This is a genomic window from Sphingorhabdus sp. Alg231-15 (assembly GCF_900149705.1).
Taxonomy (GTDB): Bacteria; Pseudomonadota; Alphaproteobacteria; order Sphingomonadales; family Sphingomonadaceae; genus Parasphingorhabdus.
Map to the genome: position 1 here is coordinate 1 of NZ_LT703001.1, position 22,639 is coordinate 22,639.

Consider the following 22,639-nt stretch of genomic DNA (forward strand, 5'->3'; position numbering starts at 1 on the left):
GGATTATGGAATACGTTATCAAGGTGAGTTACATACCCAAATCGTCGCCATCGAGAATATTGTATCATTTGCTATTGTAACCGGCTTAGCGATCTACGCACATTTGAGAAAAATTCGAACTGGAACTCTTCTGGCGAACTTCTCCCTCTTTACACTGTTGTCTTGGTGCGCGTTCCCCTACTTAGGTGAACTGCCTTAATGCTAACGTAGCAGCTGATCTAAGTTCTCAAAGTCGAATATCCTATCGTCCGCATTTGCGTCTCAACAGTCATGGCCGCTTTATCCCGAAAGCGGACACTAGTAGGAATGCATTAATCATCCATAAGAGCTTTGAATTTTTCAATAGCATCTGGGTCGTCATCCAAAACCCGTTCGTAGACACTTGAGTCTTCCGCCCAAAATTCTGGAAGGATTGAAGTCTCGAAGCGATATATATCAAGTTGCCGAACAACCATGCGCCAATTTGAAGGAATGGCTAACTCCGTCGGTTTAAAATAGTGAAATGGGTAAGGTGTTGGATACCCCGAGCTATCGGCATCCAAATAGTACCACGGAACATTGTCCCGAAATACCAATCCAAATACCTGATAAGTCTTGCCAACATCAAGACCTTGCAATTCAGCATTTTCATAGTGGATGTGCCGGAGAAGGTCTGCTTTCCGTTCGTAGGACAAGTCATTGGAATTATTTCTCACACACGTCACAAACATGCTGTCCAACTCCCAATAGCTTTAGAATATGTTGTTGGCAGAGTTAAATCTTGGCAGCAACGACAAATGCATTTTCTTAATGTCCGCTTTTGCGCCCAAAGCGGACACTAGCAAAATACTATCGCCGCGTCGCCAGCCAGATTATATGATGCGCCCCGCGTTTGCCTCGCGCGCGGACGGGGGCTTCCTCAACCATGAATCCGACGTCTGCCAATCGTCTGGTGAATTTTGCATCCGGTGCGGATGACCAGACTGCCAGTATCCCGCCAGGGCGCAGCGCCCTTTGCGCGGTTTTTAAGCCGGCCGCTGTGTATAATCTGTCGTTCGACGCATGGGTAATGCCATCGGGGCCATTGTCCACATCCAGAAGGATCGCGTCATATGACCCGTTATTTTGAGAGATTAGATCAAACACATCTGCGGTTTCGATGGTAACGCGCGGGTCGTCGAGGCTGCCATCGAATATCTCTGCCATCGGCCCCTGAGCCCATTGAACGACGGCGGGCACCAGTTCTGCCACGATGATCTCTGCCTTTGCGCTCAATAAAGGCAAGGCGGCTCTTAGGGTAAAGCCCATGCCCAGGCCGCCAATCAAAATGCGTGCGCCGGTGCGGTCGGTCAAACGTTGGCAGGGCAGGGTGGCGAGCGCTTCTTCCGAACCGCTCAACCGGCTGTTCATCAGCTCGTTGCTGCCCAGCATGATCGAAAATTCCTGTCCCCGCTGGAAGAGCCGAAGCTCGCCCCCGCCATTGGGGATATTCGCTGTGTCTAAAAGAACGCGCGGTGTCACCGGACGAAGCTCGCACCATTGGCATCGAGCACCGCGCCGGTCATCGATGGCGGTGCATCCAGCGCGCAATATTTGGCCATGGACGCAATTTCCTCTGGCTGCGCGACGCGGCCCAAGGGGATATCCCGCAACAGCTTCTCTCCACCGCGGCTTTCCAGATAATCCTCCGCCATCCCGGTCATGGTGAAGCCGGGGCAGATGGCAAAGGCCAATATCTCTTCGCTGGCGTAGGCGCGGGCTATGGTCTTGGTCATCGCCACCATCCCGCCTTTTGATGCCGCATAATGCCAATGGTCTGGGCTATCCCCGCGATAGGCGGCACGGCTGGCGATATTTACGATACGGCCTGTCCCCTCACGTTCCTGGAAATGCTGCACCGCCAATCGGCAAAGCTGCGCTGAGGCCGTGAGATTGATTTGCATCGTCCGGCTCCAGTTTTCCAGCCAGTCCGTGTCGCTATCGGCAATGGGGTTGGGATCAAAAATACCAGCATTGTTGATCAGGACATCGATCCGGCCATCCAGCCGTGCCAATGCATCCTGCCAGAGCTGCGGGGCCTCTTCTGAGACTGCAAAATCCGCCTTCAGAAGACCGGTTTCGCCGGAAGTGCTGTGCCCCAAAGCTTTGGTTTTATCCGGATCAAAACCGTCCAATATCGCCTTGCCAATACCGCGGCTGGCGCCGGTTACCAAAATATGTGTTTTTGTATCTGCCATATTGCGCACGAATAGGGCGAGGATCGCCAAAGGTCCAACAAGAGATGTCAAAAGCCTGATAAATTTGACAGCACTTTTGTGATTTGCAGCTGCCGGGTGGCATTTTGCATCTAAAAACCTGACGGATAAGCTATAAAAACCCTGCTATCCTGTTTGCATGATGCCGTGTTTTCGCTAAAGCACTGGTTCGTTTACAAAGACTCCGAACAAGATCCGGGGTCCGTGATCAGGGGACAAAAATTGGTTAAGCCAACGAACCGGCCATTATCGCCGCATTTGGGAATATATAAATGGGGTCCGCACATGCTGGTCTCCATCCTGCACCGTGCCACCGGTGACGCACTTGCGCTGCTGGGCGCGCCAATTTTGGTGTGGTGGCTGTACAGCATTTCTGCTGGACCAGAGGCCTATGAGTTTTTCGTTGGTATCATGACAACTATCCCCGGTTTCATTGTCATGATCGGTATGACCTTTGCCCTGTTCGAACATACATATTCTGGCCTTCGCCATTTCGTGCTTGATGCAGGCGCAGGTTATGAACTCCAGACCAACAAGCTCTGGTCCGCAGTGGTGCCCGTGCTGGCATTGCTTTCGACCGCTGGGCTCTGGGCTTTCATCTCTTCAAAGCTGATTGGATAAGACGATGGGATCAGGAACAAATATTGGTAAGGTTCGCGGTCTTGGCTCTGCTCAGGAAGGCGCCCATCATTGGATCATTCAGCGGGTTACCGCCGTCGGTAATCTCGCGCTAATTGCATGGCTGCTGATCTCTTTGCTGAGACTGCCCAATTACGAGCATGAGCTGCTGATCGGCTGGCTGTCCTCACCGCTGGTTGCGGTTCCGATGATGTTGATGCTGGTCAGTATCTTCTGGCACTTGCGGCTTGGTCTGCAGGTTTTGATTGAGGATTATGTTCCCGATCATGGCCTGAAATTCGGCCTCATCATCTTGCTTAACTTTTTCGCCATTGGTGGAGCAGCGCTAGGAATTTTCGCTGTCGCCAAGGTCGCCTTTACCGGAGTGGTCGCTTAATGACTGACACAGATTCAAAACCCGCTTACAAGATTATCGATCACACGTTCGACACAGTCGTCGTGGGCGCCGGTGGGTCCGGTTTGCGCGCGACCATGGGTTCTGCCGAAGCCGGCCTGAAAACCGCGTGTATTACAAAGGTTTTCCCAACCCGTTCACACACGGTTGCGGCGCAAGGCGGTATTGCCGCTTCGCTGGGTAACAATACGCCGGATCACTGGTCCTGGCATATGTATGACACGGTAAAGGGCTCTGACTGGCTGGGTGACCAGGACGCGATTGAATATCTTGTTCGCGAAGCGCCGCAAGCGGTTTACGAACTGGAACATGCGGGCGTGCCATTCTCACGCAATGAAGACGGCACCATCTACCAACGTCCCTTTGGCGGTCATATGCAGAATATGGGTGATGGTCCTCCGGTACAACGCACCTGCGCAGCGGCTGACCGCACCGGTCATGCGATGCTCCATGCGCTCTATCAACAGAGCCTGAAATATGACGCGGATTTCTTCATCGAATATTTCGCCATCGATCTAATCATGGAAGACGGCGAGTGTCGCGGTGTCATCGCAATCTGTCTGGAAGACGGTTCTATCCATCGCTTCCGCGCACATGCAGTTGTTCTCGCAACCGGCGGCTCTGGCCGCTGCTATTATAGTGCGACCTCTGCCCATGCTTGTACTGGTGACGGCGGCGGCATGGTATTGCGCGCTGGCCTGCCTTTGCAGGATATGGAATTTGTTCAGTTCCACCCCACAGGCATTTACGGTGCGGGCGTGCTGATTACCGAAGGCGCACGCGGGGAGGGCGGTTATCTGACCAACTCCGAAGGCGAACGTTTCATGGAACGCTATGCGCCAAGCGCAAAAGATCTTGCGTCTCGCGACGTGGTATCGCGCTGCATGGCAACCGAAATTCGCGAAGGCCGTGGTGTTGGGCCAGAGAAAGATCATATCTATCTTCATCTCGATCATATCGACCCCAACGTATTGGCAGAACGCCTGCCGGGCATTACCGAAACCGGCAAGATTTTTGCGGGTGTTGATCTGACGCGTCAGGCGCTACCCGTGGTGCCAACGGTCCATTATAATATGGGCGGCATACCCTGTAACTATCATGGCGAAGTCGTAAATCCGACCAAGGATGATCCCGATGCTGTGGTCCCGGGACTATATTCGGTCGGTGAAGCGGCCTGTGTTTCCGTCCATGGTGCAAACCGACTGGGTTCCAACTCGCTGATCGATCTTGTGGTCTTTGGCCGCGCAACCGGCCTGCGTCTCAAAGAGAAGCTGAAGCCGGGTGAATCCCACAAGCCATTGCCGAAGGATTCAACTGATCTGTCCCTGTCCCGTCTGGACCATTTCCGTTATGCGAAAGGCGGCACAACGACCGCTGCTCTGCGCACGGAAATGCAGAAAACAATGCAGAAAAACTGTGCTGTGTTCCGCGATGATGAATTGCTGTCCGAAGGCGTGACGGCAATGCGGGCGGTGAATGAAAAATTGAGCGATGTCAGCGTCACTGACCGCTCGTTGATCTGGAATACCGATCTCATCGAAACGCTGGAGCTTGATAACCTGATGGCACAGGCGGTTGTGACCATGGAAAGCGCCGCCAACCGCAAGGAAAGCCGCGGTGCCCATATGCAGGAAGATTATGAAGATCGGAATGACAAGGAATGGATGAAGCACACGGTTGCGACATTTGACGGCTGGGGTGGCCCCGATAAGGCGCGCGGCACCGGCAAAGTCGATATCGACTATCGCCCGGTTCATGACTTTACACTGACCGATGAAGCGGAATATGTGAAGCCGAAGAAGCGGGTCTACTGATTGGCTGCCTTCGCTACAACCTGATGCACTAGTCGCCGTCTTCACCTACCTTAACGGAGTTTCGCACCTGTCATGTCCAATGAAGAGCAGATCGAATATTGGAATGACAATGCCGGTGTGAAGTGGACAGAACAGCAGGATGTCATGGATGCCTTGCTGGCACCGGTGACCTCGCTGTTGATGGATGCTGCCGCGATTGCGTCGGGCGAACGTGTTTTGGATATTGGTTGTGGCACCGGTGAGACGTCGATAATTGCGATGGATGCAGGCGCCGATGTCACCGGTGTAGATGTGTCTGAACCGATGTTGGAACTGGCGCGGTCAAGGGCAAATGGGCGTGGAAAGCTTGTGCTGGCTGATGCCGCCGAATATCGGTCTGACGAAGGTTTCGATCTCATCATGTCGCGCTTTGGAGTGATGTTTTTCGAAGACCCGGTTGCGGCCTTTACCAACATCAAAGCCAATCTGAAGCCCGGCGGCAGGATGGTCTTTGCTTGCTGGCAGAGTCCGAAGGTGAATTCGTGGGTGATGGTCCCGATGGCGGCGATCAAACCATTATTGCCTGAAGCGCCGGAAACGGATCCGCATGCGCCCGGTCCCTTCGCATTTGCGGATGACGCGCGGCTGAAAGGAATTTTGACCGAAGCGGGTTTTGATGATGTCTCGATGACATCGCATGCGGTTGAAATATGCATGTCTCAATCGGGCGGGGTCGACGATGCGGTCTATTTCTCATCCCAAATCGGACCGGCATCAAGGGCGCTAGGCGAGGTCGATGATGAACTGCGGTCCCAGCTTCTGATTGCCTTGAAGGATGCGCTTGCCCCTCATGATGATGGCGGTCGGGTTGCATTGCCCGGGGGTATCTGGATTGTGCGGGCGCGCTAAGCGCCCGGCCTTTGCGTTACCATTCTCCGAACCAGCTCTTTGCTCTCGTTAGGTTAGCCTAAGGACGGGCAGGGGCTTTGCAACCTCGTTCCCGGCCAACACCTTTCAGGAATCCGCGCCGGACAACACCGGCATAAACCGCTGCATTATATTTGCGTTCATCGCCTGCCGCGCCAGATATTTCGCGTACTACACCGCGAAAGGGGATTAGCCCGCCCAGAAGGCCGCCGCCGACACGGCCCGCAGTTTCCTCACGTTTTTCAGCTCTCGACTTGTCGACTTCCTCATTGACATCGGCCGCGAGCACAGCATTGAGTTCCTTGACCTCCTTGATGATCGCAGCACAGCGACGCAGACCGTCGAGCGAATAGGGATCATCTTGAATGGCGATAAGCTTTGCGGGAATTTTGGTCTTTTTCAGGCCGACATCTTTGGCCGGAGTAGTTGCTGCATCCTCTGCATGTTCTTCCGCTGATTGATCGGGATCGGCTCTTTGCGCTTGAGCAGGTGCCGTCAGGAGAAGCGCAGCTGCCGCTGAACCTATTGCCAATTTCGTTGAGTTTCGCATCATCATTTCCCTGTTCCTGTTCAAGTCCGGTACCGCAAATTGTCACGGTTCAATTGGTCAAGGGATGTCACGCCCATCAGTTTCATGTCCCGTTCGATCTCAGCTTGCAACAAGCTGAGGCTCCGTTCAACCCCTGCCTGTCCGGCGGCTGCCAGCGCATAGAGATAAAGCCGACCTCCGGAGCAGGCTTTGGCACCGACGCTAAGAGCTTTCAGGACATGGCTGCCCCGTGTGATGCCGCCATCGCAAATCACATCAATCTTGTCACCCACTGCGTCGCAAATTTCAGCAAGCTGATCGAATGGAGCGCGGGAGCCATCCAATTGTCGACCGCCGTGATTGGAGACCATGATGGCGGTGGCACCGATATCGACAGCACGTCTGGCATCCTCAACCGACATAATTCCTTTCAGGCAAAATTCACCGCCCCAGTCCTTGCGAATATCTTCTGCCATCGTCCAGTCGAGCGCCTGATCAAGCATGGTTGAGAAATATTCCGCCACCGACAGAGCGACATTGGTGCCCTCAGCCACATGATCCTTAAGGTTGGACAATTCGAAATTCTCGCGAAGCATATAGTTGAGCGCCCAGGCTGGTTTGGTTGCATAGCTTAGGAAACTGGCGGGCGTGATCTTGGGTGGGCTGGTGAATCCAGAGCGCAGGCAGCGTTCACGATTGCCGCCGACAATAGTGTCGACGGTCAGGGTAATCGCATCAAACTTTGCTGCCTTACAGCGCTCGACCATCGACTTGTTAAGTCCTTTGTCTTTGTGGACATAGAGCTGGAACATTTTTGGCGAACTGATGCTTTCGCCGATCTCTTCGATACTAACCGTGGCCAGCGAGGATATCCCGAAAAAGGTTCCGAACTTCTCGGCCGCTCTCGCTACACCGCGTTCGCCCTGCCAATGAAAAAGTCGCTGCAGGGCAGTGGGAGACAGGAACAGCGGCATTGCGAGTTTTTGCCCCATGACCGAAATAGTCATGTCGATATCCTCGACCCCGGCAAGGACATTGGGTACAAGATCGCATGCTTCATAAGCTTCGGTATTGCGCCGTCGGGTGATCTCATCGTCAGCCGCACCGTCAATATAGTCGAATATTGGAAAAGGTAGACGCTTTTTGGCCAAAGAACGGAAGTCGTTCACGTTATGGCAATCCGCAATTGTGGTAATTCGTCGCACGTAAGCCTCGATTCGTCGCTCTGATGGAAGAGCTTGGGGTTTATGATTAGAGCAATGGCCACGGCTTGCAAGAGCCACGGTCCAGCAAATACAGGGATTTAGAGGGAAAATTCATTATGACTGAAACCGACGAAGACAATCTACAACCGCAGCGGCCGGAACGGTCGCCAGGCGCCAAGTTCCTGTTGGTGCTGTTGACGGGCTTTTTGCTGGCAATTCCGCTGTTCGCAAGTTGGTTGCTTATTTATGATCGGCAAAACCAAAGTAATCAGGCCGAACAGTCCATCGTCACCGGTTGGGGCGGCAAGCAGGTTTTTGCCGGGCCCAAAATTGTTCTGCCTTACAAAGCAAAAGTGCAGGAATCGGTGGAGCAGGACGGTAAAACGGTTACCCGCACCAATGTTGTGACAAGAGAGCTTTATGTCTCACCGGAAGTCATGACTTTCGACAGTGATATCCAGACAGAAGTCAAAAGCCGTTCCATCTATGAGGTGGTTATCTATAATACCAATGTGACGGGTTCGGCCTCCTTCAAGCTGCCGGAAGATTTTGATCGGTCTGGCATTGATAGAGCGGATATTGATTTTGCCCGCGCGGAGATTCGGTTCGGTTTGTCGGATGCGAGGGGTCTGTCAGCAGATAACAAGCTAACGGTTGATGACCAGTCCTTGGTTCTGCAGCCCGGTAAAGGATTGGGTGAAACCGGCAATACCGGCTTTTTCTCATGGCTGGATGCAACCGCACTGGAAGACGGTGAAATCGCGGTCAAATTTGACGTGAAGTTCCGCGGAACCGAAAGTCTGACAATGGTACCAGATGCGGGACAAACCAATTGGTCCGTCACCTCAAAATGGCCACATCCCAGTTTCACTGGCGGTTTCCTCCCTGACAATGAAGTGAAAGAAACCGGCTTTACTGCGAAATATGGAATCTCCAATCTGGCGCTGGGAACTTCGCTGACCTCGACGCAACCTGGGCAACAAATCTATCCAGAGAGCGGAGATCGGTCATACAACTCCTATGATGGCGGCAGTGTTGGCAGTTCTTCCAGCGTGACCGTGAACCTGATTCAACCAGTTGATCTTTACGATCAGGTTAGTCGGGCGACCAAATATGGCTTTCTGTTCATAGGATTTACCTTTGTCGCCTTTTTGCTGTTCGATCTGATCGGCGGCGTGCGTATCTCTTCCGTGCAGTATATTCTGGTTGGTGTTGCACTGGTGTTGTTCTTCATCCTGCTGCTCGCCTTTGCCGAAATTATCGGCTTTGCACTGGCCTATGTCGTTGCATCGATAGCAACAATCGGATTGATTACCGCTTATGCGGCATCGGTTCTGTCCAGTTGGCGAAGAGCGTCGATCATCGGCGGCTTACTCGCCGCGCTATACGGGGTGATCTATATCCTACTGAGCCTAGAGGCATATTCGCTGCTCATCGGATCATTGTTGATCTTCGCTGCTCTGGCCGGGGTGATGTTCGTCACCCGGCGGCTGGACTGGTCGCGGTCATTGCAGAAAGAACCTGCAACCTAAGCGAACCGGCTAACGAACCGCGCCGCGTGCAAAAGTATCGCACGCGGCCGGATCGCCGGTTTGCATACCTTTTTTCAACCAAGCCATCCGCTGTTCGGAGCTACCATGGGTAAACATGCTTTCCACCGGTCGCCGTCCTGCGCCGCGCATCAAAGTATCATCGCCAATAGCATGGGCGGCCGTCAGACCTTCCTCGACATCACCGGGTTCCATGCGATCCGCATTTTGTGCGGCCCAGACACCGGCATAACAATCTGCTTGTAATTCCATCCGCACTTGAAGCGCGTTGCCTTCCGCCTTGCTAGCCCGGCCCTGTGCTTGACGGACCTGACTGGAAACGCCGCTTAAAGTCTGGATGTGATGGCCGACCTCATGTGCAATGACATAGGCTTTGGCAAAATCTCCGCGCGCACCCATTTTGGTTTCCAGCTCGTTGAAAAAGGATGTGTCGAGATATATCCCCTTATCGGCCGGGCAATAAAATGGTCCTGCGGCAGAACTGGCTGAGCCACAGCCATTGGAGCTGACCCCGCCTTGATAGAAGTTGATTGTTGTCGGTTGATAGCGCGAACCATTGGCCTGGAACAGTTTTGACCACGTCTGTTCGGTAGAAGCAAGAACCTGACCGGCAAAGCGTTCTTCCTGAGTATCATAAGCAACGGCATTGCCGGAACCGCCAGCCTGTGTCCCGCCGCCCGTCAACATCCCCGCGCCGCCACCAAAATACATGAAGGCCAGAGCCGCGCCGCCAATGAGCAAGATAGTTCCGCAACCCATTTTTCGGCCTAGCAACATGGGCAGAAAACTGAGGAGCAGACCAAGTCCGCCTCCTCCACCACCGCCGCCGCCAAATCCTCTGCGGCCACCTCCACGTCCGTGGTCGCGGGCATTTTTGCTGGGATCCAGATCATCTAAACGCATGGCTTCATCTCCTATTCGACCCCAATTCGCCTGAAATGAAGAAAAGCGCAAGCATCCAGCATTTCTTTTACAAAAATCCGTTGCAGTCATTCCGGACTGTTTTAAGGTTACCGAAAGGAGAAAATGCATGTTTCTGAAGGGTAAAATCGCTCTTGTGACCGGGTCGACCTCTGGCATTGGCGGTGGCTACGCAAAAGCGCTGGCTGCAGAGGGCGCTGCCGTCATGATCAATGGCTTTGGCGATGAGGGTGAAATTGAATCGCTGAGGCAGGAACTCGAAAAGCTGAGCGGAGCGAAGGCCGCCTATAGCAACGCTGACATGACCAAACCCGATGAAATTCGGCAAATGGCAACAGACTGTGCCGAGCAATTGGGAGAAGTTGATATTCTTGTTAACAATGCAGGAATTCAACATGTTGCCCCGGTCGATGAGTTTCCCGAAGACAAGTGGAACGCGATCATGGACATTATCTGCAACAGTGCTTTTCACACCACCAAAGCGGTTTTGCCGGGGATGAAAGCGCGTGGTTGGGGGCGGATCATTAACACAGGATCCATGCACAGCAAGGTCGCTAGCCCTTATAAATCTGCGTATAATGCCGCAAAACATGCGATTGCCGGATTTTCCAAGACGGTCGCGCTTGAGGTTGCGCAACAGGGAATTACGGTGAACACAATATCGCCTGGTTATGCGTGGACGCCGCTGGTGGAAAACCAGATTCCCGATACCATGAAAGCGCGGAATATGACCCGCGAACAGGTTATGAATGATGTGCTTCTGGCCGGGCAACCGACAAAACAATTTGTCCAGATCGATCAGATCGCGGCGCTAGCGGTTTTCCTGTGCAAGGATGAAGCCAGTGCGATTACTGGCGCTAATCTCTCCATTGATGGCGGGTGGACGGCGCAGTGAGCATGTCATCTGCCAAAGCAGTAATAGGCCTGATTCTATCCGGCCTAGCATCGATCGCGTTGGCGGCAGACGTATCCCACCCGGAATCACAGTGGCGCGAACAGGCTACTGCGGCGGACCAAAAGCGAATCGATGACTGGCAAAAAGCCCTGCAGGAAGGCGTTGTCGGCGCCGTTCGAGGAGGTGAGGGTGACAAGCTGGCTACAAGAAAACGGCTATTCGACAAGGATGCTTCTTTGCCGGACAGCACGGTTCCGGCGGGGCTCTACGCCTGTTCGGTTACAAAACTTGATGGCGATGCGAGCGGCGGTTTGCCTTATATAGCCTATCCGGCTTTTCGATGCCGGATCACCGTCGATGGCAATCGGCGCCATTTCACCAAATTGACGGGCTCACAACGCACGGCGGGTTGGCTGTACGAGGCGGGCACGCGCCATTCCATTTATCTCGGTACATCATTCTATGGCTATGAAGATAAGGTCATGTCCTATGGAAAAACCAAAAAGCGAGATCAGGCAGCGGTTGTAGAGCGCATTGGGGCCAAGCGTTGGCGAATGGTTTTTCCCTATCCCTATTATGAGTCGGTTGTGAATGTCATGGAGCTGACACCGATTGGTGATTAGATTGTGCCTGACAAGCGGTGATTGAGCAGTTAGGTTCACAGTCACGTGAAATAACTCGGGGATAGTGATGCGTATGATTTCGAAAGCCGCTTTGATTGCGGCCAGTACGGTTTTGTTTTGGACACCAGCGCAGGCTGACTCTCTAAAAGATGCGATCAAGGCAGACCTGCCATCTCTGATGGAAATATATCGTGATCTGCACGCCAATCCTGAACTGAGTGGTGAAGAAGTACGGACGGCAGCAAAGCTTGCCGCCGAAGCCAGGCGACTTGGCTTTGATGTAACCGAAAAGGTCGGTGGCACCGGGGTGGTCGCTGTGATGAAAAACGGTGCTGGCCCCACAGTGATGATCCGGGCGGATATGGATGGCTTGCCATTGGTTGAGAAAACCGGATTACCTTTTGCTTCAAAAGTGCGTGCCAAAACCCGGGAAGGCAATGACACGGGCGTAATGCATGCTTGTGGCCACGACACCCATATGACCGGCTGGGTCGGAACGGCCCGCCAGCTGGCTGCGCGCAAGGACGATTGGTCGGGCACGTTGGTGATGATCCTGCAGCCGGCTGAAGAAACCGGCGAGGGGGCCAAGGCAATGTTGGAAGACGGTCTTTACACCCGTTTTCCTAAGCCGGACTATGTGATGGCCTTTCATGATGCGGCCGGCGTGCCTGCTGGTTTTATCGGATATGCGCCAGGTTATGCGCTTGCCAACGTCGACAGCGTGGACATTGAAGTTAAGGGTGTGGGTGGTCATGGCGCCTATCCGCACACAACCAAGGATCCCATTGTGGTCGCATCGCGTATTGTTGGCGCCCTGCAGACCCTGGTCAGCCGTGAGATTGATCCGCAGGATCCCGCGGTAGTGACCGTTGGGAGCTTTCAGGCCGGTTACAAGCATAATATCATTCCCGACAAGGCGAACCTTTTGCTGACGGTGCGCAGCTATTCCGACGAAACCCGCGCTAAACTTCTCGACGGGATCAAGCGGATTGCCAAAGGGGAGGCGGTAACCGCTGGCCTTCCGGAAGACAGGATGCCGGTCATCCGGGTGCGCGACGACGAGTTTACCCCATCAACCTATAATAGTCCGGAATTCAGCATGGAAGTGGCGAAGCTGTTTGAGGCGCGATTTGGCAAGGAGCGGGTTGTTCAATCCAAGCCGGTTATGGGTGGTGAGGATTTCAGCCGCTATCGCCGGGCTGATGAAACGATAAAAAGCATGATCTTCTGGGTTGGCGGTGTTCCGATGGACGAGTATCAGGAAGCCAAAAAAGAGGGAAAGAAATTGCCATCACTCCATAGTCCGCTTTGGGCACCAGATGCGGAAAAAGTCGTGGCAACAGGTGCAGAAGCGCTCACAGCTGCAGCGCTCGATATTATGAAAAAGGGCGGTTAGTAGATGGCTGAGACCAAGGCAATCTGCGCCGTCGGTGTTGCTGTCGCAGCAACCGTGTCTATTGCCAATGTCGAAGTACCGCGGTTCAGAGAGACTGTTGAAGCTTCATATTTCGAAGGGCGCTGGGCCTTTTCGGAAGAAACCTGCGATCAACCGACAAACTGGACGCTATTGGCTGGTGGCAATTTCATATCGGAAGACTTGACCGGCATTTGGCAATGGATGGCTGGTCAGTTGAAACTCAATTTGACTGATTTGGCGGAAGATGAAGAAACAGGCGAAGCAGGAGGCCGTTTCCAGATGGAGGGACCTGTTATGATATCTGGACCAGACCAGTTCATCCTGAATATAGAACCTGATAGCTATATCATGAAACGCTGCCAATAAAACGTTAATGTGTCTCAGTTTACAATGCTTAAGGCTTGGACGGCGGTGGTGTCCTGCCACTTGGCGGTGTCATATCGATCGGATTGTCCTTGCTGCCTAGCTCACCGGGTTTGGGCGCTTTCGAGTAGACGGCCGGACTGATATAGTTCGTTCGAGCAATCGGCCTTTTAGGTTCGCTGAGTGTTGGTCCCGGAGCTCCCGCAACTTCACCATTGTTGCCGACTGGAGCGTCATCATCGTCTGAATATGCCAGTGGTTCTCCAAAAACAAACTCGTCGGACCCCTCGTCATCGTCATAACTCCATTGATCGGAAGCATCCGCGTCGACTGCGGGCTTCGTCGTGGAAGTCTCTTCTGGAATCGGTTCCGCAGCTTTCTCGTCATCAACGGGCGTGATGAAGTAGATGAGTGTTCCAGTGGAAACAACGAAAAGAATTGCCTTTTTAATCATCAAGAGCACCTAGTTTTAGATTTTCATATGATTGCTTTACTGGCTTGCCCTTAAAATATGCTTACACCTTGGGCACAAAAAATCCGCCGGAGCGGCAAGGCTCCGACGGATAGCTTTTCCTCCCCAGGAAACTTACTATTAATCTCTGATATCCTCTCGGCTAGCGCAATTGGGCAGTTTCACGCTACAAAAATTTACAGAAAAAGTTGTAAATTAGCTGAGCAATGCACTATTTTGTTGTAATTTTGTAAATTAGTTTACAAAAAGGCTCACTATGACGGACAGAAAGCTCTTTGTAGGTGCGGCTATAAGGCGTCTGCGGCGCGGGGCAAATATGACTCAAGTGGCCCTGGCTGATGCGCTCGATATATCCCCATCCTATCTGAACCTGATCGAACGCAATCAACGTCCGTTAAGTGCACGATTGATGCTATTGCTGGCGGATCGATTTGATTTCGATCCACGTCAATTGGTTGCGGATGAACCCGGAGGCGGGTTGGCTGGAATAAGACGACGGCTGGCGGATCCGATGTTTGATGACCTGACAATTGATAAATCAGAGTTAGAGGAATGGCTCACGGCTTCGCCCAATACAGCGGCGGCGTTTGTGAGGCTTTTTGACAATCGACCGGCGAGCCAGTTTCCAGGTGAACAAGAAATGGTAGATCCGATTGAGTTCGTTCGAAGAGAGATCGATCGTTGGCAAAACCATTTTGCCGATCTGGACTCTATGGCCGAAACGTTGGCCGACGAATTGCGACTAATATCTGCCGATCTCTATGGTGCCATTGGCGAGAGACTGAGAAGTAAGCACCAGCTGATGATACGGGTCCTGCCTGAGACGGTACTGCCAGGAACTCTTCGGCGCTTGGATTTACACGCACGCCAGCTGCAACTGTCGGAAACACTGGATCCGGCCTCTCGCACGTTTCAGGCGGCATTGTTGCTTGCTGAAATAGAGGCTCGAGCAGAAATTGACGGGCTGGTCTCTGGTGCGCACTTCAAGGATGACGCCGCACGCTCCTTTTACCGGCGATATCTCTCGAGCTATTTTGCCGCTGCTTTGATGATGCCTTACGCCCGGTTTTTGAGATCATGTGAGCAAACAGGTTACCAGTTCAAGGTTATTGAACGCCGGTTCGGTGCTAGTTTCGAACAGGTTGCTCATCGTTTGACGACATTACAGCGTGTTGGAGCGCGTGGCTTGCCGTTTTTCATGATCCGCATCGATCGTTCCGGATTGGTGTCGAAACGTTTCTCGGGTGCCAGTCACTCACCGATGGTCGAAAGTGCAGACCGCTGCTCTTTCTGGAATATTCATCGGGTTTTTGATCGTCCATTCGAGTTGGACACACAATTGGTTGAGTTGGAAGACAATTCAATGTGGTTCACTTTTTCGCGCGCAATTCAAGGCATAGGTACCGGACTTGCTGGGGAGACGTCCGAGTTTGCTGTCGGTCTTGGACTGTCTGCAGATCACGGAGCCTCTCTCTATCATGCAAGAGGGCAGGATATTTCTCCCGATAATGCGGTTCCAATTGGCTTGGGTTGTCCGGTATGCACCAGAGATCAATGTCCTCAAAGATCAATGCCTCCCAAAAACAGGACCTTAAAGTTTGATGAGCGGGAAACCGGCTTGACTGCCTATAAATTTGTCCGGGATTGATCGTCAAACTGTCGGAAAACTGAACATTGATCATGAATTCGTGGGATTTTTTCAATTCCAAGGTGTAAAATTAACCGACAGCTTACGAATTATGTCTATCGCGTAGGCGCACTACCGAAAGATTGCGCGCTTAATGATCAGACTGTTTAAACATTATATCCCTTATCCACTCCTTTTCCTTGGGGTCTTGGATATGTTTCTGCTGGTTGTTGCCGCAGAGATTAGTTGGGTTTTTCGTGCCAGCCAGATTGGAATGAGCGCCGGTTCGATTTTTGATCGTCCCGCGCCGATTATCAGTTTTGCCATTGCGCTTGAAGTAGCTCTGATTGCCGTAGGCGTTTACGGAACAGAAGCCCTTCAATCGCTACGCTTTGCGGCTGCACGGATACTGGTTGCCATTTCATTGGGCGTTATATTTCTGTCTATCACAGCCTTCATTCTGCCAGGAATAACCCTTTGGCGATCCAATTCCCTATATGCGATGCTTCTCTCCATCTGCCTACTTATGATCCTTCGGGTCATGCTTGGTACATTGTTGGACAGCGACGTTTTCAAGCGTCGTCTGTTGATACTTGGCGCGGGTGCAAGGGCCAATCGTATAGCGGAGCTTGCCGCTAAACCGGAAAGCGGTTTCGTTGTGCGGGGTTATGTCAATATGAACGAAGGTCCGGCCGCGGTGAAAGCAGCGGTTAAGCGGTCTGATATCGATGATCTGCCGCAGCATGTTATCAATCTTGAGGTCAGCGAAGTTGTTCTCGCACTTGAGGAACGAAGAAATTCATTACCCGTGACGGACCTGTTGACGATCAAAACAACAGGTGTCCATGTGAATGATATGTCCAGCTTTCTGGAGCGCGAAACAGGGCGGGTTGATCTGGATAGCGTCAACCCAAGCTGGTTCATCTTTTCGGACGGGTTTTCAGCCGGGCGCCGGATATCAACGGTTTTCAAACGCAGTTTCGATATTGCCCTAAGTTTGCTCATGCTGATCTTTACCGGGCCTATCATCTTGATCTTTGCCGCATTGATCAAATTGGAAAGCCGTGGTGGTGCCTTTTTCCGGCAGGAACGGGTTGGTCTCTATGGTCAAAAATTCAATATTCTGAAGTTGCGATCAATGCGTGCTGATGCTGAGATTGGCGGCAAAGCAGTCTGGGCCAGTGAAAACGATCCGCGGATCACCAAAGTTGGCAACTTCATTCGAAAAGTCCGTATCGACGAGCTTCCGCAAGCTTGGAGCGTATTAAAAGGCGAGATGAGTTTCGTCGGTCCTCGCCCGGAACGGCCGCAATTTGTTGATGATCTCCAGACCAAAATGCCATTCTATGCAGAGCGGCATATGGTAAAGCCTGGCATTACCGGTTGGGCGCAGATCAACTATCCCTATGGTGCGTCGATTGAAGATAGTCGTCATAAGCTGGAATATGATCTCTACTACGCCAAAAACTATACGCCGTTTCTCGATATCTTAATTTTGCTTCAGACTATTCGCGTTGTTCTTTGGCCGGAAGGTGCGCGGTAAGATGTTGGCACTATTGGCTCAGATTAGTACCTTTGGACATGGCCTGGCCGCCGTCCTTTTTGCGATGATTGCCATCTGGCAATTCCAAAGAAAGGGAGAGCGAAACGGCGTTCAAATTTCATTGGTGATCGCTCTGGCGATGACCAGTTTTTGGGCGCTCACAGTTTCCGTGGAAGGCGCGTTCTCGGCAATTTCCAATTTCAGCGAATCCCTTCGAAATCTGGGGTGGCTGACGTTCATGTTTGTGTTGCTCAGAACCGGCGAAGGCCGCAACGAACCAAAATCGATCAATGTGATCTACGTAGCTCTCGCGCTGGTGTTGATCAGTCAGGTTGGTGTGGATTCTCTGATCCCGATTTTTGAGGGCAGCCCGCGCCTTGGCAGCATGGCTGCCTATACCTCGCTGGTGCTTCGCATGCTATTCGCGGTCGGTGCCTTGGTCTTGGTGCACAATCTATATTCCATTTCAGCGCCGGAGACCCGTTGGGGAATCCGTTTGCCGATGGCCTCACTGGCGGCCATCTGGACCTATGATCTGAACCTTTTCACCATCACCTATCTGACCCAGCAATTTTCCGTTGAGCTGACCGCCATGCGCGGTCCCGCTATGGCCTGTATCGCACCTATTCTTGCCCTGGCGTCCGTCCGCAACACCGAGTGGAAATTGAAACTGTCGCGCAGCGTCGCGTTTCGCTCCTTATCACTGGTCGCAATTGGCGGTTATTTGTTGATGATGATCGTCATAGCGACTGCGCTGGAAATTATTGGTGGTGATTATGCAAGACTGGCGCAAATCAGTTTTCTGTTCGGGACTTCGATAGCTGCGCTGTTGCTACTGCCGTCAGGGAAGTTCCGCGCGTGGTTTAAGGTAAAGCTTGCAAAAAATTTCTTTCAGCATCGCTATGACTACCGGGCAGAATGGGTAAGATTTACTGATACCATTGGTCGCCCGGGCAATGATAGCGCTCCCTTTCACGAGCGGGTTGTCAAGGCGATTGCAGATATCACGGATTCTCCAGCTGGCATATTGTTGATGCCCGATGACTCCGGTCGACTAGCCTTGCAATCGCGATGGAACTGGCCAACCATTCAGGTCCCTGCTCGCGCTTGCACCTCCCGTACTGTGCCGTTCTTTGAAGAAACCGGTCATATCATCGAGTTTGATGCCTTGCGTGCAGACCAGTCAGACCTGGCAGAGCAGATCGATCTGGGCGCGATTCCGGAATGGATGACCAACGACCCGCAAACTTGGGCAGCAGTGCCGCTGGTTCATTTTGATCGGCTTGCCGGAATTGTGTTGCTGGCAAGGCCGCGAGTCAACCGTACCTTGGATTGGGAAGATCTCGATATGCTTCGCGTAGTGGGTCGTCAGGTGGCAAGCTACCTGGCTGAGGCACGCAGCCAGGAATCCTTGTCGGAAGCGCAGCGGTTTGACGAGTTTAATCGCCGCATGGCCTTCATCATGCACGACATTAAAAACCTTGTCAGTCAGCTGAGTTTGCTGGCTCGCAATGCCAAAAAACACGCGGATAATCCAGAATTTCAAACGGATATGATCGCCACATTGCAGGATTCTGCGGACAAAATGAACGGCCTGCTTGAGCGCCTGTCCCAGCATAATAAAGCCAAGCCGGAAGAGCCGAAACCCGTGAAAGTAGCGGCCTTGCTCCAGTCGATCATTGAGAAAAAGCGGCTACTACACGCCATTGAAAGTACCCAGATTGATGATCTGACTGCGATGGCGGATCCCGCACGTGTTGATCAGATATTGGGACATCTGATCCAGAACGCAATTGATGCCAGCCCGGATGGGCAGCCGATTTTATTAAACGCCCGCCGCCGCGATCTTAGCGTTGCCATCGAAGTTCTCGATCGCGGTGAAGGCATGTCGAGTGAATTTATACGCAGCCAGCTGTTCAAACCCTTTGCGTCGAGCAAGGATGGTGGGTTCGGCATTGGTGCATTTGAAGCGCGATCATTGGCAATGGCAATGAACGGGCGATTAGAGGTGGAGAGCAAAGAGGGTTCGGGCAGCCGCTTCACCCTCATATTGCCGCTCGCCAGCCATTTGTCAGAAGATGAAACCGAAGAAGAAAGGGCCGCACAAAATGCCTGATAAAGGTAAAGAACCTCTAGAAAAACTTCTGATCGTTGAAGATGATCCGGGGCTGCAGAAACAACTCAAATGGGCCTATGAGGACTTTGAAGTGATCGTCGCCGGTGATCGCGAGACCGCAATCAATATGTTGCGCGCCGAGGAACCAGATGTGGTTACACTTGACCTTGGATTGCCGCCTGATCCGGATGGTACGACTGAGGGTTTTGCAACGATGGACGCAATACTCAGCCTGAAACCTGATACAAAGGTCATCGTCGCATCCGGGCATGGTGAGAAAGACAGTGCGCTGCGGGCCATTGCAAGCGGCGCTTGGGATTTTTACCAGAAGCCGGTTGATATTGACGAACTTGGATTGATTGTCCGCCGTGCATTTCATGTCCGGAAGCTGGAGATCGAAAACTCGGTTCTTTCGGCGAAACATGATGATAACCATCAGGTGCTCGGCCAGATCATCACCGGTGCTCCGGAAATGCTCAAGGTTGCACAAATGATCGAACGGGTTGCCGATACAAATGCGTCGGTGATGTTGTTGGGAGCGAGCGGTACCGGCAAAGAGCTGCTTGCACGCGGACTACATGATTCCAGCAATCGCCGAGACAATGCGTTTGTGGCAATCAACTGCGCCGCAATCCCTGAAAACCTATTGGAATCGGAACTGTTCGGTCATGAGAAGGGCGCCTTTACCGGAGCCGTGAAAACCACGGAAGGCAAGATCGAGCAAGCCAATGGTGGCACATTATTCCTTGATGAAGTGGGCGACATACCACTTCCGCTTCAGGTTAAATTGCTGCGCTTCATTCAGGAGCGGGTGATCGAACGGATCGGGGGGCGTAAAGCCATTCCCGTGGATACGCGGATCGTGTGCGCCACGCACCAAAATCTGGACGAAATGATCGCCGACAATAGTTTCCGAGAAGATCTATATTACCGCCTTGCTGAAATCGTGATCAAGATACCGGCCTTGGCCGAGCGATCAGGCGATGCCAGTTTGCTCGCGCGTCATTTCCAGAAGAAATTCGCCGAGGAAATTAACCCAGCGGTCAAAGGTATTGCCCCCGATGCGCTGGCGGCTCTCGAGGCGTGGGATTGGCCAGGTAATGTAAGAGAACTGGAAAATCGCATAAAGCGCGCCGTCATCATGGCAGACGGGAAGATGATCGCTGCCAAGGATCTGGATATGGGCGAAAGCGATGAAGAGACGACCGATCTTCTGAACCTGAAAGCGGCGAGAGAAGCAGCGGACCGGGCTGCCATTATCCGAGCGATCTCTCAAACAGACGGCAATATTTCAAATGCCGCCAAGCTTTTGGGTATTAGCAGGCCAACACTTTATGACTTGCTGAAACAATATCAGTTGCAACAAGCCAGCTAGGTGGATGCGGTCGCTGATGCGGATATTGCGAATATATAGACCCGGAATAGTCGGGCTGGCCGCCTTGCTTGGTGTGTCGTTCATCGGGCTGTCCTCCGCAACCTACGCAACCAGCGGCGGTAACGAAGACGCGCAAAATTCGCTGGCAAAAGCTGTAGAGCATCGTTCACGCGGCGATGCCAGGTCTGCCCGGATAGAGCTGATGAATGCGATCAAAGCCGATCCTCAGTGGGTCAAGGCGAGGGTCATGCAAGCCGAGACTCTGCTGAAGCTGCGGGACGGGATGGGCGCTGAGGCGGAGTTGCAGCGCGCTTTCGAACTCGGTCTGGAGCGGGCCGAGGTGCGGCATCTATATGGTCATGCCCTGCAACTTCAGGGCAATTGGAATGCCGCCAAGAATGAGCTTCTTGCTTCTGATATAGCAGGGGCTCATCAGGCTTATGCTGCCCGGATACTGGGCCGGGTGGCTTTGCAAACCGGTGACGATGCCTTGGCAACCCGGGCATTTGATCGTGCTATTCAACTGGATTCCAGCGATGCTGATCTTTGGGTGGACATCGCGCGTTTTCGCTCTGGAACAGGTGATCAGGCGGGCGCGATCGCCGCCGTTGACGAAGCGGTAAAGTTAGATCCCAATAATATCCGGGCCTTGCAATATCGCGGTGAGCTGCTGCGTTTTCAATTTGGCCTGGGAGCAGCTTTGCCATGGTTTGAAAGAGCCTTGCAGATCGATCCCAATGATGTTGCGGTCCTCACGGAATATGCGGCGACGCTTGGCGATATGGGCCGAATGACCGACATGCTGACAATCGCTCGCAAGATTATTTCGCTTGATGGGCGAAACCCGCGGGCTTTCTTCATGCAGTCGGTATTGGCCGCTCGTGCCGGTAAATATGATCTTGCCCGTGTGCTGATGCAAAAGACAGAGGGGCAATTGGACGACGTGCCAGCGGTTCTGTTGGTGCAAGCTATCATCGAACATGGTGATGCGAACTATAATGCTGCGATTGACAAATTTCAGCGTCTGGTGTCGCTGCAGCCCAATAATCGGCAAGCGCAGAACCTTCTGGCAAGATCCCTATATCTGGCGGGTGATGCTGAGGAGGCGGTTGATTTACTGAAGCCTCAGGTCAACAGAAGCGGGGCTGATCCCTATGCGCTCTGGTTGGCTGGCCGTGGACTGGAAGCCATTGGTGAGCGCCGACAGGCCGTTCGCGTGCTCAATCGTGTGGCCCATCATGATATAGGCAAGAAAACTGCTTTTGCTCCTGCCATACCTTTGGGAGTGTTGCGCGCTGAAGCCGAACGGGCACCAAACAGCGCGCCGGTTGTTATCCCCTATATCCGGGCACTTTATGACAATGGCGACATTGCGAATGCCTTTGTGAAAGCCAAACGTCTGCAAGCCGGAAACCCCGGAGCGAGCGATGCCCACATTCTGGTTGCTGATACGGCAATGGCTCTGGGTAATTATGACGAGGCTTTGGCAGCGCTTCGGCTGGCAAAGCAAATCCACTTTTCGGAATCGGTAATGCTTCGTCTCGTTGAGGCCTTTCGAGCCAAAGGAGCGTTGCAGCAATCAGGCGAGGTGCTCGCGGAATATCTGAACTATAATCCCAACAACGTGGCCGGGTTACGGTGGATGGCTTATGAACATCTTGAGACAGAAAACTGGGATATTGCGAGGCGGATATTGGAAAGTCTGCGCAAGCGGATCGGTGAAAATGACGCGCTGATCATGGCCGGTCTCGCGCAGGCCTATACCGGACTGGGGCAATCGGAAAAAGCTATCAGGGCAGGGCGTATCGCCTATCGGGTGCAACCGTCCAGTCCGGTCGTATCACACCTCTATGGTCTCGCTTTGCTGGCCGATGGCTCGCGCAACAAAGATGCTTATGATCTGATCAAGAAAGCTGTGACAATCACACCGGACAGTGGTCTCTATCGCAGAAGTCTGGCAAAAGCGCGGCAGGCCCTTGATCAAGAAAAGGGAACCAAAGAGTCCTAGCTTGAAAT

22 protein-coding genes are annotated in these 22,639 nt (G+C 52.8%); 15 read left to right on the plus strand and 7 right to left on the minus strand.

What is annotated here, in order from left to right; genetic code table 11:
• Nucleotides 1-199, plus strand: a 199-nt coding sequence (locus DG177_RS00005) for a hypothetical protein (protein ID WP_337658273.1), incomplete at its 5' end; no start/stop codon positions are given.
• Between the two features lie 112 nt (nucleotides 200-311).
• Here DG177_RS00005 and DG177_RS00010 read toward each other — a convergent pair.
• From DG177_RS00010 to DG177_RS00020, 3 genes are all read right to left on the minus strand, one after another.
• Nucleotides 312-695, minus strand: a complete 384-nt coding sequence (locus DG177_RS00010; protein WP_337658275.1) for a hypothetical protein — start codon at nucleotides 693-695, stop codon at nucleotides 312-314.
• Nucleotides 696-828: 133 nt separating this feature from the next.
• The gene (locus tag DG177_RS00015; protein ID WP_108809615.1) at nucleotides 829-1,500 is read right to left on the minus strand and encodes an MnmC family methyltransferase; all 672 of its coding nucleotides are present in this window, start codon (nucleotides 1,498-1,500) and stop codon (nucleotides 829-831) included.
• On the minus strand, nucleotides 1,497-2,216 hold the full coding sequence (locus tag DG177_RS00020) for an SDR family oxidoreductase (protein ID WP_108809616.1): 720 nt from the start codon (nucleotides 2,214-2,216) through the stop codon (nucleotides 1,497-1,499). Before DG177_RS00020 ends, DG177_RS00015 begins: the two co-directional genes overlap by 4 nt.
• A 240-nt stretch (nucleotides 2,217-2,456) precedes the next feature.
• Between DG177_RS00020 and sdhC the strand changes: the two genes are divergently transcribed.
• The 4 genes from sdhC (at nucleotide 2,457) to DG177_RS00040 (ending at nucleotide 5,969) form a co-directional block, all read left to right on the plus strand.
• Entirely contained in the window at nucleotides 2,457-2,855 is a 399-nt protein-coding gene (gene sdhC, locus DG177_RS00025) for a succinate dehydrogenase, cytochrome b556 subunit (RefSeq protein WP_108812678.1), read from the plus strand.
• 4 nt (nucleotides 2,856-2,859) lie between these two features.
• On the plus strand, nucleotides 2,860-3,249 hold the full coding sequence (gene sdhD, locus DG177_RS00030) for a succinate dehydrogenase, hydrophobic membrane anchor protein (RefSeq protein ID WP_108809617.1): 390 nt from the start codon (nucleotides 2,860-2,862) through the stop codon (nucleotides 3,247-3,249).
• Nucleotides 3,249-5,081 carry a succinate dehydrogenase flavoprotein subunit gene (sdhA, locus tag DG177_RS00035; protein ID WP_108809618.1) on the plus strand — a complete coding sequence of 611 codons (1,833 nt, stop codon included), beginning with the start codon at nucleotides 3,249-3,251 and terminating at the stop codon, nucleotides 5,079-5,081. Before sdhD ends, sdhA begins: the two co-directional genes overlap by 1 nt.
• A 72-nt stretch (nucleotides 5,082-5,153) precedes the next feature.
• Entirely contained in the window at nucleotides 5,154-5,969 is an 816-nt protein-coding gene (locus DG177_RS00040; RefSeq protein ID WP_108809619.1) for a methyltransferase domain-containing protein, read from the plus strand.
• 58 nt (nucleotides 5,970-6,027) lie between these two features.
• Here the strand turns inward: DG177_RS00040 and DG177_RS00045 are convergent, their stop codons facing one another.
• Nucleotides 6,028-6,543: a hypothetical protein gene (locus DG177_RS00045; protein ID WP_337658280.1), complete on the minus strand. Its 516-nt coding sequence runs from the start codon at nucleotides 6,541-6,543 to the stop codon at nucleotides 6,028-6,030.
• 14 nt (nucleotides 6,544-6,557) lie between these two features.
• Nucleotides 6,558-7,685, minus strand: coding sequence for an alpha-hydroxy acid oxidase (locus DG177_RS00050; protein WP_337658281.1), 1,128 nt, complete (start codon nucleotides 7,683-7,685; stop codon nucleotides 6,558-6,560).
• Nucleotides 7,686-7,837: 152 nt separating this feature from the next.
• On the opposite strand from DG177_RS00050, the gene creD reads away from it, so the two are divergent.
• On the plus strand, nucleotides 7,838-9,253 hold the full coding sequence (gene creD, locus DG177_RS00055; protein ID WP_108809621.1) for a cell envelope integrity protein CreD: 1,416 nt from the start codon (nucleotides 7,838-7,840) through the stop codon (nucleotides 9,251-9,253).
• 9 nt (nucleotides 9,254-9,262) lie between these two features.
• On the opposite strand, the gene ypfJ is transcribed toward creD, so the two are convergent.
• Complete coding sequence (ypfJ, locus tag DG177_RS00060) at nucleotides 9,263-10,174, minus strand: KPN_02809 family neutral zinc metallopeptidase (protein ID WP_108809622.1); 912 nt, start codon at nucleotides 10,172-10,174, stop codon at nucleotides 9,263-9,265.
• Nucleotides 10,175-10,301: 127 nt separating this feature from the next.
• Here ypfJ and DG177_RS00065 point away from each other — a divergent pair, with 127 nt between their 5' ends.
• The 4 genes from DG177_RS00065 (at nucleotide 10,302) to DG177_RS00080 (ending at nucleotide 13,493) form a co-directional block, all read left to right on the plus strand.
• Complete coding sequence (locus DG177_RS00065) at nucleotides 10,302-11,087, plus strand: 3-hydroxybutyrate dehydrogenase (protein ID WP_108809623.1); 786 nt, start codon at nucleotides 10,302-10,304, stop codon at nucleotides 11,085-11,087.
• A gap of 2 nt (nucleotides 11,088-11,089) precedes the next feature.
• Complete coding sequence (locus DG177_RS00070; RefSeq protein WP_108809624.1) at nucleotides 11,090-11,710, plus strand: DUF4893 domain-containing protein; 621 nt, start codon at nucleotides 11,090-11,092, stop codon at nucleotides 11,708-11,710.
• A 67-nt stretch (nucleotides 11,711-11,777) separates the two neighbouring features.
• Nucleotides 11,778-13,106, plus strand: a complete 1,329-nt coding sequence (locus tag DG177_RS00075; protein ID WP_108809625.1) for an amidohydrolase — start codon at nucleotides 11,778-11,780, stop codon at nucleotides 13,104-13,106.
• A gap of 3 nt (nucleotides 13,107-13,109) precedes the next feature.
• Nucleotides 13,110-13,493: a hypothetical protein gene (locus tag DG177_RS00080; protein ID WP_108809626.1), complete on the plus strand. Its 384-nt coding sequence runs from the start codon at nucleotides 13,110-13,112 to the stop codon at nucleotides 13,491-13,493.
• A gap of 28 nt (nucleotides 13,494-13,521) precedes the next feature.
• On the opposite strand, the gene DG177_RS00085 is transcribed toward DG177_RS00080, so the two are convergent.
• The gene (locus tag DG177_RS00085) at nucleotides 13,522-13,944 is read right to left on the minus strand and encodes a hypothetical protein (protein ID WP_108809627.1); all 423 of its coding nucleotides are present in this window, start codon (nucleotides 13,942-13,944) and stop codon (nucleotides 13,522-13,524) included.
• A 274-nt stretch (nucleotides 13,945-14,218) separates the two neighbouring features.
• Between DG177_RS00085 and DG177_RS00090 the strand changes: the two genes are divergently transcribed.
• The 5 genes from DG177_RS00090 to DG177_RS00110 all read left to right on the plus strand — a co-directional run bounded on the left by DG177_RS00090 (nucleotide 14,219) and on the right by DG177_RS00110 (nucleotide 22,631).
• A complete protein-coding gene (locus DG177_RS00090; protein ID WP_108809628.1) occupies nucleotides 14,219-15,610 on the plus strand; it encodes a short-chain fatty acyl-CoA regulator family protein in 1,392 nt (463 codons plus the stop codon).
• A 133-nt stretch (nucleotides 15,611-15,743) separates the two neighbouring features.
• Nucleotides 15,744-17,132 carry a TIGR03013 family XrtA/PEP-CTERM system glycosyltransferase gene (locus DG177_RS00095; RefSeq protein ID WP_108809629.1) on the plus strand — a complete coding sequence of 463 codons (1,389 nt, stop codon included), beginning with the start codon at nucleotides 15,744-15,746 and terminating at the stop codon, nucleotides 17,130-17,132.
• 1 nt (nucleotide 17,133) lies between these two features.
• Nucleotides 17,134-19,248 carry an XrtA/PEP-CTERM system histidine kinase PrsK gene (gene prsK, locus DG177_RS00100; protein WP_108809630.1) on the plus strand — a complete coding sequence of 705 codons (2,115 nt, stop codon included), beginning with the start codon at nucleotides 17,134-17,136 and terminating at the stop codon, nucleotides 19,246-19,248.
• A complete protein-coding gene (prsR, locus tag DG177_RS00105) occupies nucleotides 19,241-20,623 on the plus strand; it encodes a PEP-CTERM-box response regulator transcription factor (protein WP_108809631.1) in 1,383 nt (460 codons plus the stop codon). The genes prsK and prsR overlap by 8 nt, the downstream gene beginning before the upstream one ends.
• A gap of 4 nt (nucleotides 20,624-20,627) precedes the next feature.
• Nucleotides 20,628-22,631 (plus strand): tetratricopeptide repeat protein, encoded by a 2,004-nt coding sequence (locus DG177_RS00110; RefSeq protein WP_108809632.1) that lies wholly within the window; start codon nucleotides 20,628-20,630, stop codon nucleotides 22,629-22,631.
• Nucleotides 22,632-22,639: the final 8 nt, after the last annotated feature.